The sequence below is a fragment of the Dyella sp. A6 genome, assembly GCF_036320485.1.
Classification (GTDB): domain Bacteria; phylum Pseudomonadota; class Gammaproteobacteria; order Xanthomonadales; family Rhodanobacteraceae; genus Rhodanobacter_A; species Rhodanobacter_A aluminiiresistens.
Window position 1 is genome coordinate 745,818 of sequence record NZ_CP132911.1, and the last position, 14,091, is coordinate 759,908.

At 62.3% G+C, this 14,091-nt stretch carries 7 protein-coding genes and 1 tRNA gene; 6 read left to right on the forward strand and 2 right to left on the reverse strand.

Features of this window, described 5'->3' with window-relative positions; genetic code table 11:
- Positions 1-3 precede the first annotated feature (3 nt).
- The 6 genes from grxD to ppnN all read left to right on the forward strand — a co-directional run bounded on the left by grxD (position 4) and on the right by ppnN (position 10,194).
- The gene (gene grxD / locus RA164_RS03095; RefSeq protein WP_329742514.1) at positions 4-330 is read left to right on the forward strand and encodes a Grx4 family monothiol glutaredoxin; all 327 of its coding nucleotides are present in this window, start codon (positions 4-6) and stop codon (positions 328-330) included.
- Entirely contained in the window at positions 327-1,097 is a 771-nt protein-coding gene (locus tag RA164_RS03100; RefSeq protein WP_329742515.1) for an SDR family NAD(P)-dependent oxidoreductase, read from the forward strand. The genes grxD and RA164_RS03100 overlap by 4 nt, the downstream gene beginning before the upstream one ends.
- 82 nt (positions 1,098-1,179) lie before the next feature.
- Positions 1,180-1,782: a YhgN family NAAT transporter gene (locus RA164_RS03105; protein WP_329742516.1), complete on the forward strand. Its 603-nt coding sequence runs from the start codon at positions 1,180-1,182 to the stop codon at positions 1,780-1,782.
- A gap of 396 nt (positions 1,783-2,178) precedes the next feature.
- Complete coding sequence (locus tag RA164_RS03110) at positions 2,179-5,472, forward strand: TonB-dependent receptor (RefSeq protein WP_329742517.1); 3,294 nt, start codon at positions 2,179-2,181, stop codon at positions 5,470-5,472.
- Positions 5,473-6,112: 640 nt separating this feature from the next.
- Positions 6,113-8,617 (forward strand): TonB-dependent receptor, encoded by a 2,505-nt coding sequence (locus RA164_RS03115; protein WP_329742518.1) that lies wholly within the window; start codon positions 6,113-6,115, stop codon positions 8,615-8,617.
- 170 nt (positions 8,618-8,787) lie between these two features.
- Positions 8,788-10,194, forward strand: a complete 1,407-nt coding sequence (ppnN, locus tag RA164_RS03120; protein WP_329742519.1) for a nucleotide 5'-monophosphate nucleosidase PpnN — start codon at positions 8,788-8,790, stop codon at positions 10,192-10,194.
- 781 nt (positions 10,195-10,975) lie between these two features.
- Here the strand turns inward: ppnN and RA164_RS03125 are convergent.
- Positions 10,976-11,052, reverse strand: a tRNA-Asn gene (locus RA164_RS03125).
- A gap of 137 nt (positions 11,053-11,189) precedes the next feature.
- On the reverse strand, positions 11,190-14,063 hold the full coding sequence (locus tag RA164_RS03130; protein WP_329742520.1) for a TonB-dependent receptor plug domain-containing protein: 2,874 nt from the start codon (positions 14,061-14,063) through the stop codon (positions 11,190-11,192).
- Positions 14,064-14,091 lie beyond the last annotated feature (28 nt).

Genomic DNA, 14,091 nt, shown 5'->3' on the forward strand with positions numbered 1-14,091 from the left:
CCTATGGACGTTAACGAGCGAATCAAGGCGGTACTGGCCGAACATGCCATCGTGCTTTTCATGAAAGGCACGCCGCAGTTTCCGATGTGCGGGTTCTCCAGTCGCGCCGCACAGGCGCTGAAGGAAGCCGGCGCCACGTTCCATGCGGTCAATGTGCTGGCCGATCCGGAAGTGCGTGCCGCACTGCCGCACTACGCCAACTGGCCGACCTTCCCGCAGTTGTTCATCCAGGGCGAGCTGATCGGTGGCTGCGACATCGTGGAGGATCTCAAGGCCTCCGGCGAGCTCGCCCGCATGGTGCACGACGTGAGCGGCCCGGAACACGCATGATGCTGCCGACGGGGCGGCTTGCCGACGATTGGACCCCGCTGTCCGAAGGCAGCCTTGCGGGTCGCGTGGTCCTGGTCACAGGTGCTTATGGTGGTCTCGGTAGTGCCGTGTCGCGTGTCGCTGCACGTGCGGGTGCGACTGTAGTGATCTCAGGTAAGCGCAAGCGCCCGCTCGAACAGCTCTACGATGCCATGCTGGCCGAAGGCCTGGCCGAGCCGGTGATCCACCCGCTCGACCTTGAACAGGCCACGCCTACCGATTACGAAGCGCTGGCCGACGGCATTCAACGCGACTTGGGGCGGCTCGATGGCATCGTGCATGCCGCCACGAGTTTCAGCGGGCTGACCCCGGTGACGATGCACAAGCCGGACGAATGGCTGCGCAGCCTGCATGTGAATGTGTCGGCGCCGTTTGCGCTGACCCAGGCGTGCCTACCGCTGCTGAACGCGGCGCCCGACAGCGCGGCGGTGTTCGTGCTGGACGACCCCGGCCTGCTCAGTCGCGCCCACTGGGGTGCGTACGGTGTCTCGAAGGCTGCGCTGGAGCGCTTCGTGTCGATCCTGCACGAGGAACACGACGAAGGCGTGCTGCGCGTGCATGCGCTGCTGCCCGCGCCGATGAGGACGGCCTTGCGCCGGCTTGCCTACTTTGGCGAGGACACCCTGCAGGTGCCGACGCCGCAGGCAGCTGCCGAAGCGGCAGTGTGGCTGCTTGCGCCGCAGGCGGCAGGCCTGCGCGGTCGTCTGCTCGACCTGCGGCCTGCATGAGCGCGGCACATTTCACATTATCCGGCTGCGCCACGCGGGTGCGGCAGCAAGATCGATACAGGGGGCCCTCATGGAAACGCAGATGACTACGCTGTCGGCGGCGATCCTGCTGTTCCTGATCATGGACCCGTTGGGCAACATTCCCTTGTTCCTGAGCCTGCTCAAGGACGTGGCGCCGCGTCGTCGTCGCGTGGTGATGGTGCGCGAGCTGCTGATCGCACTGGGCGTGCTGCTGGGGTTCCTGATCGGCGGGCGGCACATTCTGGACCTGCTGCAGCTCAAGCCCGACTCGATCAGCATCGCCGGCGGCATCGTCCTTTTCCTGATCGGCATCCGCATGGTGTTTCCGCCGGCCGATGGCGGCGGCATTTTCGGCAAGCCCGGCGAGGGCGAGCCGTTCATCGTGCCAATGGCGATTCCGGGCGTGGCCGGGCCTTCCGCCATGGCGGCGCTGCTGCTGCTGACCAATACCCAGCCGGGGCGCACCGCCGACTGGGCGATCGCGCTGGTCGGTGCCTGGCTGGCCACGGCGGTGATCCTGCTGTGCTCGACCTATCTTTTCCGCTGGCTGGGCGAAAGCGTGCTGACCGCGCTCGAGCGGGTCATGGGCATGCTTCTCATCGCCCTGTCCGTGCAGATGTTCCTAGGCGGTCTGGCTGCGTACCTGCACGGCAGCGGTTTCTGAGGGTGAGTGGCATGGGCTGGCGACTGCACTGAGGCGACCCGCCTTGGGCATGTCGTGATCTTGTAACGAAGGGCCCAATGTCACGAAAGACCAGCTCTCGGCGGACCCGGCTGGCTGCCTGGTGGGTACCGGTCGTTCGCTACGGGTGCTTGCCGCAAAGGCAAAATCTTTCGTTGCTGTTATCGTGATCATCGAGCCTTTTCCGTAAGGTTCGCGTGATCTTTCTTGCGTCAGTTAAAAAACTGTCACAAACTCTTTGTAAAATTCGCATTAACTTGCTTTGGGGTGGGCCATCTCGGCGATGGCCATCAATCTGCACACGGTTGCCGTGCCTTGCGCGGCCGCATGCCGTCGGTGCCCGAGTTGTCAAACGTTGCGAAACTGGGATCAAACAAGATGATGAATCGAATTCGAGCCAAAGTGCTGCCGTTCGCTATCGCGTCGTTGCTGGCTGCCACGCCGGTGCTCGCGCAGAACGTCACTTCCTCCTCGCTGGGCGGTACGGTGCTTAACGCCCAAGGGCAGCCGGTTGCCGGTGCCACCGTCGAGATCGTCCATGTGCCCTCGGGCACCACCAAGATCGTGACGACCGATGCGCAGGGCCATTACAGCGCGCAGGGTCTGCGTGTGGGCGGCCCGTTCGAAGTCATCGTGTCCAAGACCGGACTGCAGAAGGCCGAGCGCGACGACGTCTACCTGCAGTTGGGCCAGAAGGGCGACATCAGCCTGAAGATGAGTCCGGAAGCGGCTGTTGCCAGCGCCAAGAACCTGTCGGCGGTGACGGTTTCCGCCAGCGCGCTGGCGCAGTACTTCACGCCCGACAACAAGGGCATGTCGACGTATATCTCGGAGGCGCAGATCCAGGCGACCCCGCAGGCCAACCGTTCGATCGACGACATCGCCCGTCTTGATCCGCGCATCAACGTGACCAACCAGGGTGACGGCTCGATCTCGGCCATGGGCCTACCGAACCGTTACAACAGCATCAACGTGGACGGCCTTTCCGTGGGCGACCCGTTCGGCCTGAACGCCAACGGCCTGCCTTACCAGAACTCGCCGATCTCGATGGACACCATCGCCGGCTACAACGTGTCGACGGCGAACTACGACGTGACCTCCGACACCGTCGGTGCGGACATCAATGCGGTCACCAAGTCGGGTACCAACAAGTTCCACGGTTCGGTTTACTACGTGTTCCAGAACGCTTCCTCGATGGTGGGCAGGGCGGGCTGGCTGAATTCGGGCGACTCGGGCTACAAGTACAAGGGCTTCAAGAAGAACTGGACCGGCGGCTTCACCCTGGGCGGTCCGATCATCAAGGACAAGCTGTTCTTCTTCGTCGGTGCCGAAAAGCAGAATGTGACCGACATCGGCGCCGATTCCGTGAACGGCCTGGACAGCAGCCTGACCGGCGCCTCCACCTCGAACAAAGTGTCGCCGGCCGACCTGCAGCGCATCCTCAATATCGCCAAGGGCTACGGCATCGACACCGGCGGCTTCGGCGGCAGCACGGGTGTGACGTTGCAGGACAAGCGTTACCTGGCCAAGCTGGACTGGAACATCTCCGACAACCACCGCGCCACGCTGACCTACAACGACACCAGCGAGACCCATCCGGTGCTGCTGGGTAATTCGTCCACCAACGTCGGCGTCAGCAACTATCGCTACGTGCAGGCGATCAAGAACAAGAACCTGTCGCTCGAGTTGTATGACGACTGGAACGACAGCTTCTCGACCGAGACCAAGATCGGTTACCAGCACTTCACGCAGAACACCAATGTGCCGACGCAGGCACCGCAGATCGCGGTATCGGTGGCCGGCTACGGTTCGCCGACGGTGTACCTGGGCGAAGAGCAGTATCGCGACTACAACAAGGTCGACACCAAGAACCTCAACGTGTTCTTCGCAGGCACGTATTACGCCGGCGACCACACCATCAAGGGCGGCATCTACTACGAGCGCACCAAGATCTACAACCTGTTCGGGCGTACCGAATTTGGCGCGTACTCGTTCGATACCATTAACGACTTCGCCAGCGGCAACTACTACAGCTACAACCTGTACCAGCCGGCTCCGGGGTACGGCATCAACGATGTCGCGGCACAGTGGACCTACATCCAGTACAGCCCGTTCATCCAGGATACCTGGCAGGTCACCAACAACCTGTCCGTGCAGTACGGTGTACGTGTCGATATTCCGGATTCGAACCACAAGCCTTACTACAACGCGGGCTTCCAGCAGGCATTTGGTTATCCGAACAACACGGCGCTGACACCGAGTCACAAGGTGGTCGAGCCGCGTCTGTCGTTCAACTACACCTTCGACACCAAGCGCATGATGCAGCTGCGTGGTGGCGTCGGCCTGTTCCAGACCTACCCGCCGACGGTGTGGATGACCAACCCGTACCAGAACAACGGCCTGACGGTTGCGACCTACAAGTCGTACGATCCGTCGACCGCTGCGTTCAGTGCGAACCCGCATGCCCAGAACATCCCGCCGGGTGGTGCCAACGTCATCGGCGACGTGGATACCATCTCGCCGAACTTCAGGCTGCCGACCTACTGGAAGATGAGCCTGGGCCTGGACCGCGAGCTGCCCTGGTGGGGCATGATCGGTACGGTCGAGGCGCAGGAAGTGCGCGCGCGCGATGCGATCCTCTACCAGTCCGTCAATATCGGGGCACCGACGGGCGTGTTGCCTGACGGTCGCCTGGAATACTGGCGTTGCCCGGGTGCTGCGCCGAGCGGAACCGTGACCTGCAACGGCCAGACGGTCAAGCAGTCGCCCACGTGGAATTCGAATTCCGCCTTCACGAACAACTCGACGCTGCTGACCAACACGAGCCGAGGCAAGACGGACGCCCTGACGCTGGCACTGCGCAAGCCCTTCTCGAATGAGTCGGACTGGTCGTTCAGTGCGGCGTTCACCTATTCGCATGCCACCGAAGTCAATCCGGGTAACAGCTCGCAGGCTTCATCGGGCTATGCGTATGTGGCACGCCTGAATCCGAACGACAATGTTGCTGGTATCGCCGACCGCAATATTCCGCGTTCGCTCAAGCTCTCGGTGGACTGGCGGCACAAGTTCTTCGGCAACTACTACACCACCGTTTCGGCTTTCTACAACGGCCAGGACGGGTTGCCCTACACCTGGATCTTCACCGGCGACGTCAATGGCGACGGCATCTCGTATGAGGATCCGGCCTATATCCCGACGATCAACGATCCGAAGGTGTTCTTTGCCGACACCAAGGGCAATGCGGCCAGTGCACAGTTGGTGCAGCAGTTCCAGGACTACGTTTCGCACAATTCGTACCTGAACTCCCATCGTGGCCAGATCGCCAACCGCAACGGCGCGCGTGCGCCGTGGATCAACCTGCTGAATCTCAGTGTCTCGCAGGAAGTGCCTGGCTTCTTCAAGGGCAACAAGGGCATCCTGCGTTTGGACGTCTACAACTTCCTGAACCTGCTGGACAAGCACTGGGGAAATGTCCGCTACCTGACCTACAACACCCGCAACCTTGCCGGCTATGGTGGCGTCAACAGCAAGAACCAGTACATCTACGAGCTGTTGACCGACAAGTACGGCAACTATCAGCCGGAGCAGTACGTCACGCAGGATGCAGGCAGCAACCCGACCCGCCTGATCTCGCGCTGGTCGGCGATGCTCACGCTGAAGTACACGTTCTGATCCTGCACCGCGTTGTCACCCCGGTGACAACGCCTGCAACGCGACCGGCGCCCTCAGGGGCGCCGGTTTTTTATTGGCCGAGGCCAACTGCGTGGAACGACGGATCGGGCCGGTTACCCATATGCCGTCATCACACGAGGCACGTACCACATCTGCCGATTCCGGCATCTGTGCCCGAACCGAGCCCACTGGAATATGACGCTAGCCTGGCCTTGGCAGCTCGCCGAGATTGCTACATTTTCGTGAAATGTTTCGTGCTGACGGGAACTGCCGAGCAGGGCGACGTGCTTTTACGCAAATCATTGCTCGTGGACGGTCTCGCAAATTCTTACCCTATATGGCATTTAAATACAGTGACTTGTGCTCGGTATGGATGTCGTGTCTGTCCGGGGTAATGCCGAACGGGACCTGAGCCGCTCACGTCAAAATGCAAAAAAAATGTAAAAATTCAGTGTAGAATGCCGCCGTTCTGTGAGCTTGATGCCGGCCATGGTGGCCGTAGCTTTCCCCCTCGCTTCGCAGTAACCGGCAGGTCGATACGCCTGCCGCACGCAATCAGAAAATTTCAACGCACGGGACGCATCCGCGTACCGGCAAGCTTCCTTTTTCCTACTTTCGGGGTAACACCATGAGGACCGACATGAAGCGCAAGCATCTGTCCGCCGTGATTATTTTTACGCTCTTCGCCGGAACCGGCACGGTCATGGCGCAATCGACGGGCGCCCAGCAGACCCGGGGCGTTTCGGCTCAGCAAGGCGTGGGCGGTCAGGCCAGCGTTTCCAGCACCTCGAAGGTCACGGCCGTGGCCACCAAGCGTGCGCGCAAGCTCGAGCAGGTAGACGTAACCGCTTCGATGCCGACTCTCGGCGGTGGTCTGATGTCCGAACAGGACGCGCCCAAGGCGGTGTCCACCATTACCCGCGCCGCCATCCAGCAGGGCGCACCGGGCGGTACCTTCGTGCAGGCGATCCAGAGCATCCCGGGCGTGTTCACGTCCACCGATGACTACACCGGCCTGAACGACGGCGACTACTCCATCCGTGGCTTCACCAGCGACGAGGTCGGCACCACGGTGAACGGCGCGCCGATCAACGACAGCGGCAACTATCGCGTCTACGCCACCGAATACGGTGACACCGAGAACATGGGCGACATCACCGTCCAGCAGGGCTGGCCGGACGTGGACCAGCCGATTTCGGGTGCTGCCGGTGGTTCGATCGGTTGGGCGACCATCGATCCCACGCACAAGGCCGGCCTGGACTTCAGCCAGACCTTCGGCGGCAACAACTACCACCGCACCTTCCTGCGTGCCAACACGGGCGACCTGGGCCCGGTGCGTTCGTGGCTGTCCTATTCGAACAACGAGACCCACCTGTGGAATGGTCCGGGCAAGGCCAAGGTGACCAAGGTCGATGGCAAGTCCCTGTGGACCATCAACGACCGCAACTCGATCTCGTTCTCGCTGCAGTACAACCGCGAGGTGAAGAACAGCTACCTGCACCTGACCAAGCAGCAGGCTGCCGAGAAGTATGACCAGAACTACTCCGGTTACTGGTCCGTACCGGAAAACCTGAAGTCCACCAGCACCAGTGCCTGCGGTCCGGACACCACCTACAACGCCTGCTACTACAAGCTGCACATCAATCCGTACACCAGCTGGATGGCCAGTGCGGACGGCGAGTTCACGCTGACCGACAACCTGCACCTGTCCGTGGTGCCTTACTTCCAGTACGGCAGCGGCGGCGGCAGCGGTGCCACGGCTGCCTACGAGAGCATCGCCGGCAACAACCAGTACCTGGACGTGAATGCCGACCTAAATGGCGACGGTGTCGTCAGCAACGGCAGCAAGGGTCTGGTCTACTCGCTCAGCCAGAACTTCACCCATCGCCCGGGCATCATCGCCAAGCTCAGCCAGGACTTCGGTCTGAACGACACCCTGGTCTATGGCGTGTGGTGGGAGCGTCCGCGCGAACAGCAGGACGAAGTCTTCTCGCTGATCGACCCGAGCACCGGCGTACCGTCGGACATCTGGGGTCGTTACGACGTGATCCGTTACCCGAATGGCGTCGCCCAGAAGGCTTACGGCGAATACACCACCACCACCACCGAAAAGGCCTTCGCCACCAACACCTGGACGCCGAGCGACCAGTGGACGGTGACGGCGGGTCTGTCCTACGTCTGGGCCAAGCGCAAGGGCTATGACTTCGAGTACCCGGGCGCCGATTACGGCCCGTCGTACAAGCAGCAGTTCGGCGGCACGTTCAGCGGCACCTACCACAAGTGGTCGCCCACGGTCGGCGTGAAGTTCCAGCTGGACGACGCCAACCAGTTCTACTTCGGCATGGGTCGTACCTTCCGTACGCCGGTCAATGGCGCGCTGGCACAGAACGGCGCGGCGGCTTACTACAACGCCAGCAACCCCTGGGCCGGCCACAGCTACACCGCCGTCAACAAGCCCGAGACCGCGACCAGTGCCGACCTGGGCTGGCGCTTCTATACCTCGCGCGTGTCGGCCAGCGTCGACGCATACGCCGCCAACTTCCACAACAAGCAGGTCAGCGGCTACGACGAGAACAGCGGCCAGACGGTATTCACCGAACTGCCCAACGTGCACATGCGCGGCCTGAACGGCGAAGCCAGCGTCAAGCTGGACAGCATGTTCACGCTGTACGGTTCGTACACGTACACGGTGTCGCGCCAGCAGGACAACGTGAATGCCGGTACCGATGGCATCTACTACACCCGGGGCAAGACCCTGACGAATACGCCGCGCAACTCGGGCTATGTCCGTCTGGGCTACAAGCAGGGCCCGGTCTGGGCCAGCCTGAACGCGAAGTACCGCGGCGCGGTGTGGGGCGACTGGTCGAACACCGAGAAGGTGGGTGGCTACACCACGTTCAACCTGAGTGCGGGTTACCACTTCCCGGACTTCTCGTCGAGCTTCCGCAAGCCGTACATCAAGCTCAACGTGTTCAACTTGACCAACCACCGTGCATTCACCTGGGCCTCGAGCAATCCGTTCCTGGCTTCGAGTGCGGGTACGGTGTACGACGTGAACGGAACCAAGCTGTACGCTTCGCCGGCAACCTACTCGGTGCTCGAAGAGCGCACCTGGATGGTGACCTTCGGCGCCTCGTTCTTCTGATAGGCGCGGTTCCGGGGCGCATGCCCCGAACAGATGGACAAGAGGCCGGCATATTGCCGGCCTCTTGCTTGTCAGGCCCCGGTAACTTGACCATGCCAGCATGCATGGAGGAAGCTGGTGAGTCGGTAAACGCCGGCCGGACCCAGCGTCATGCACATGCAGGAGCTTCAATGAATCACAACGATGCCAACCCGTCGCAAGCGCAGTCGAAGAAAACCGTCAGCGCGCGCATTTCGCCAGCCGGTGGCCTGGATATCCTTTCCCGCAACGAAGTGGCGCGACTGCGCGATGCCAGCGGATCGGGCCTGCACGGCCTGCTGCGCCGCTGCGCGCTGGCGGTGCTCACGTCGGGCAGCATGAGTGACGATCCCGGCTCGATGTTCGAGCAGTTTCCCGATTTCGACATCCAGGTGCTGCAGCAGGACCGGGGCATCAAGATCGAGCTGACCCATGCGCCCGCACAGGCATTCGTCGACGGCCAGATCATCCGCGGTATCAACGAGCTGCTGGTCGCGGTGATGCGCGACATCGTCTATGTGTCCAGCCAGCTAGAGCAGGACAGTTTCGATCTGGACGACTCGGTGGGCATCACCCATGCGGTCTTCGAGATCCTGCGCAACGCACGCGCGCTCAAGCCGCATGTCGACCCGAACCTGGTGGTGTGCTGGGGCGGTCACTCGATCTCGCGCGAGGAATACGAGTACACCAAGCAGGTGGGTTACCAGCTCGGTCTGCGCAGCATGGACATCTGCACCGGTTGCGGACCGGGTGCGATGAAGGGGCCGATGAAGGGCGCCACCATCGCGCATGCCAAGCAGCGGCGGCGACATAACCGCTACGTGGGCGTGACCGAGCCGGGCATCATCGCGGCCGAATCGCCCAACCCGATCGTCAATCAACTGGTGATCATGCCGGACATCGAGAAGCGCCTCGAAGCCTTCGTGCGCATGGGGCACGGCATCATCGTGTTTCCGGGCGGAGTGGGCACGGCCGAGGAGATCCTCTACCTGCTCGGCATCCTGCTGCATCCCGACAATGCCGATATTCCGTTCCCGCTGATTTTGACGGGACCAGCGCAGTCGGCCAGCTACTTCGAGCAGATCGACCGCTTCCTGCGGCTGACGCTGGGCGACGAGGTGGCGCGGCACTACCAGATCATCGTCGACGACCCGACCACGGTGGCGCGTACCATGGTCCGCGGCATCGACAAGGTGCGCAATCACCGGCTCGACAACAAGGACGCCTTCTTCTTCAACTGGGCGTTGAACATTCCGCTGGCCTTCCAGCAGCCGTTCCGCCCGACGCATGAAGCCATGCGCGGACTGGTGCTCAGGCATGGTCGCCCCCGGCACGAACTGGCGGCCGACCTGCGCCGGGCGTTCTCGGGCATCGTCGCCGGCAACGTGAAGGACGAAGGGGTACGTGCGATCCGCGAGGGCGGCCCGTTCGACATCGACGGCGACCGCGACATCATGCAGGCGCTGGACGCGCTGCTGCAGGCGTTTGTGGTACAGCACCGCATGAAACTTCCCGGCGGTACGGCCTATGAGCCGTGCTATCGGGTGTTGGGCGGCTGATCGGAAAAGAAAGCCCCGCCATGGCGGGGCTTTCTTTTCGTCGAAGTTCGTTGCATCAGCTTCGACGGATATCTGGACGGGCCTGGGCGCGAATGGTGTCGTTCGATGCTGTGCGCATCACCCATCGTTCGAATCGGAGAAGCACACGTACCGCCAAGTCACCGCTTTCCGTACGTGACGCGCGTCACCGCGGTACGCGAAGCGATGATCCGCGCAGCGCTTCCTCACGCGCCAGATCATCGGCGCAGTCCGTGGCCTCCGCGTCCAGATCGCACGGCATCGGCTTCGGCATGTGGCTGCTGTGGGGTGGCTGGTCAGCGACTGCCGGCTGGTCGGTTGAAGTCATTCCATCAGTCTCGGTCGTGGGTTGGATGACGGCATGGCCGCGGTAGCAGCGACCTTAGCACGGGCCTGGTTTCGGAAACCCGCGCGCGATATTCAGTGCCGGTCGGTCGAAAGAGTTGGTTCATCAAGCCAGACTCGATAATGAGTGCTGCTCAGTCCAACGTTGGATGTCCGCATCTGGCCGATCTTTTCCAGTGATGCCATCTGGTTACTCGCGTCGGCCAGCTTGTAAGCCTTGGCCTGTGGAGACAGCCGACAGCGCTGTATCACGGCAATGCTTGGCGACAGGTCGGAAGTCTGGCCCGGCTAGAGCAACGCTGACATTCGCCCTGGGTGACCACGCGGGGCTTGTCGGGTGCTATGCGTGACGTCGACGCAACAAAAAACCGCGCCGTGGCGCGGTTTTTGTGTTTCGGGGTATCCCGACAACTGAATCTGGCGCCCGAAGTTGGACTCGAACCAACGACCCCCTGATTAACAGTCAAGTGCTCTAACCAGCTGAGCTATTCGGGCGGGGTGAGCTGCGTAGTTTGCTAAAGAGCTATTCGGGTGTCAAGCCTTGGCATGGCCGGCATCCGCGGGTGCTTCGAGGCTAAGAAAAAGGCGGGCCCTTGCGGGCCCGCCTTCCAGAACGTCCGGCTCGCGGGAGCTTAGAACTTCTGGTTGTACGACATGTAGAAGTAACGGTCGATGTCGAACGCCGGCAGGTAGGGGCCTTCGCCCGAACCCGCGATGGCGACGTTGTAGTAGAACGGACCCTTCTTGTTGAAGATGTTGTTCACGCCAACGCTGAACGACGCATGCCACGGCAGCTTGTAGCGGAACTGCGCGTCGTTGAAGGTCACGCCGCCCTTGCTGCTGGCACCGGTGGTGCCGATCCAGGGGTTGGTGTAGTTCGGCTCGTTGCACTCCACGCCGACATCCCAGCAGGTATCACGCAGACCGGAGTAGTAACGCACGGTCCAGGTGGCGCCGAAGTTGCCGTAGCTCCAGTCCAGCGACGCGTTCGCGCGGATGCGGAACAGGCCGTTGGTGCCGTTGATCATGCCGGCCATGCCTTCGGTGGGCTTGCCGGGGCCGTTGGTGATGTCGTACTTCGACAGGTAGGTGCTGTCGAGCGAGATCATGAATTGGCCGTACGGCAGCTTCGGCAGGCGGTAATGCCCGGAGAAATCGTAACCTTCGGTCTTGAGCGTGCCGAGGTTGGCCAGGCTCTCGTTCAGGTTGGTGATGACGCCGGCGCTGTTGCGCGTGAAGCGACCGCAGAAGCTGGGATCGTTCTGGATGTAGCAGTAGTCCAGGATGTCCGAGGCCAGCACGGACTGGATCGTGTTGCGGATCTGGATGCTGTAGTAGTCCAGCGTGAAGTCCAGGCCCGGCACGTAGTGCGGGCTGTACACCAGGCCCAGCGTGCGGGTAGTGGACGTTTCCGGCTGCAGCTTGGCGTTGGAACCGGACAGGAACGGGGTCGGCGTCTGGCCGCCGGAATTGCTGCTGATCTGCTTGCCGGTGGCGTCGACCTGGCGATAGTTGGCCGGCACGCCGGCAGCGGCGCAGGACTTGGCCACTGCGGCGTTGGTCGCCGCTGCACCGTAGGCGCTGTCGCACGGGTCCAGGAAGGTCTCGAAGCTCTGGCCGGTGCCGCCGTACAGGTCGCTCAGCGTCGGTGCGCGGAAGCCCTCGGCATAAGTGCCGCGGACCAGCAGGTCGTTGATCGGCTTCCAGCGGAAGCTGTACTTGCTGTTGGTGGTGCTGCCGAAGTTGCTGTAGTGCGAGTAGCGGCTGGAAATGTTCACCGCCAGCTCCTGCGCGCCCGGCAGACCCTGAAGGATCGGCACGTCCAGTTCGACGTAGGCTTCGTTGGTGGTGTACTTGCCGTTGGTCGGTGCGCTGGCCAGGTCGGTGGAGTAACCCGAGGAAGCGAACTGGTCCGGCGTGTACGAGCCGGCCAGGCGGCGATGCTCGACACCCAGGGCCATGTTCACGGTGCCGGCCGGCAGGTCGAACAGGCCGCCGCTGACGTTGGCGGTGAAATCGCGCGTCGTGTTCTGCGCCGAAGCCTGTTCCACGGTGTTGACGTAGTTCCACACCGACTGCGGCGTGCCGCCCGGGCCGGCGAGGATGTTCCACGGCACGCAGCCGTTGGCGCGGTCATCGGCGTTGGCGCAGACCACCTGGCCGTTGATGACGGCGGTCGGGCCCAGCGCCTTTTCGGCGTTCAGCAGGTTGATGTTGCCGGTGGTGCGCTGGTTGATGTCAGCCTTCGAATAGCTGTAGTCCGCGTCCCAGCTCCATTCCTGTTCGCCGATGCCGAAGAAGCCTTCCGCACCGATGTCGAAGTGCGACATCTTGGACGTGCTGTCGGTGATGCGCGGCAATTCCACCGTGCGGCGGAAGAACGACACATCCTGGCCCGGGAACGGGTTGTAGGCGTTCTCGCCGGAGATCTTCACGATCTGGTTGCCGTTGGTCTGGAACGGATAACCGGCCAACTGCGAGGATGAGGTGCGCTCGCTGTAGCTGCCCGTGCCGTGCAGCGTGATGTTGTCGGTGAGGTTGTAGCGTTCCTGCGCGAACAGGTTCTTCAGGCGCGAGGGCGCGCGATAGGTCATGTCCTGGTTGGTGTTGTACTTGTCCGCGTTGCTGGTCGGATCGTACAGGTGGTAATCAGCCAGGTCGGCGGTGTTGCCGGTGAGACCGCCATTGTGGTTGTAGACGTAGCTCTGGGACGGATTGTTCGGGTCCACCACGCGGCCCCACGGACCGGTGTAGAAGCCGTCCTGGGGATGACGCGGGCCATAGCCGTAACGGGTCAGGGCACGCTTGTTGTCCCAGATGGCGCTGGTGTTCTGGTAGGTGGCAGTGAAGACGGTGTTCGACTTGTCGGTGCTGGTGCCGAACGTGATGTCGTAAGCCTGCTGCTGGCCGTCGCCCTTCTGGTTCTGGCCGTAGTAGACGTTGGCTTCGGCGCCGTTGAAATGGTCGCGCGTGATGATGTTCACCACGCCGCCGATGGCGTCCGAACCGTAGATCGAGGAGGCGCCGTCCTTCAGGACTTCGATGCGCTCGATGATCGAGGTCGGAATCGTCGACAGGTCGGTCAGACCGTCGATGTTGGTGCTCCAGCGACGACCGTTGACCAGCACCAGGGTACGTTCGGAGCCGAGGTTGCGCAGGCTGGTGTACAGGCCGCCCACCGACGGGCCGGAGGAGAGCGTGTCCTCGGGCGTGATGTCGGGCGAATTGGCGGACACGATCCGCTGCAGCACGTCGCTGACGTTGGTCAGGCCGGTGGCTTCGATCTGTTGGCGGCCGAGCGAAACGATCGGCTGCGCGGTCTCGACGTCCACGCTGCGGATGCGCGAGCCGGTCACGGTGATCGTTTCGAGGTTCTTGGGCTGGGCCGGTGCGGTGCTCTTGGTGCTCTGGGCCGATGCCGCAGGCGCATTCTGTGCGGAAACCGCCCATGCCTGAAGCATGAGCGCCGCCGTGATGGCGGTCGCCAGCAAAGTCTTCTGTTTCATTGTTATGCAAACTCCAAACAAAAAATGA

Excerpts from the sequence above, each read along its gene's own strand:
- RA164_RS03115 (WP_329742518.1), top strand. The coding sequence starts at position 6,113 with ATGAAGCGCAAGCATCTGTCCGCCGTGATTATTTTTACGCTCTTCGCC.
- grxD (WP_329742514.1), top strand. The coding sequence starts at position 4 with ATGGACGTTAACGAGCGAATCAAGGCGGTACTGGCCGAACATGCCATC.
- RA164_RS03100 (WP_329742515.1), top strand. The coding sequence starts at position 327 with ATGATGCTGCCGACGGGGCGGCTTGCCGACGATTGGACCCCGCTGTCC.
- ppnN (WP_329742519.1), top strand. The coding sequence starts at position 8,788 with ATGAATCACAACGATGCCAACCCGTCGCAAGCGCAGTCGAAGAAAACC.
- RA164_RS03110 (WP_329742517.1), top strand. The coding sequence starts at position 2,179 with ATGATGAATCGAATTCGAGCCAAAGTGCTGCCGTTCGCTATCGCGTCG.
- RA164_RS03130 (WP_329742520.1), bottom strand. The coding sequence starts at position 14,063 with ATGAAACAGAAGACTTTGCTGGCGACCGCCATCACGGCGGCGCTCATG.
- RA164_RS03105 (WP_329742516.1), top strand. The coding sequence starts at position 1,180 with ATGACTACGCTGTCGGCGGCGATCCTGCTGTTCCTGATCATGGACCCG.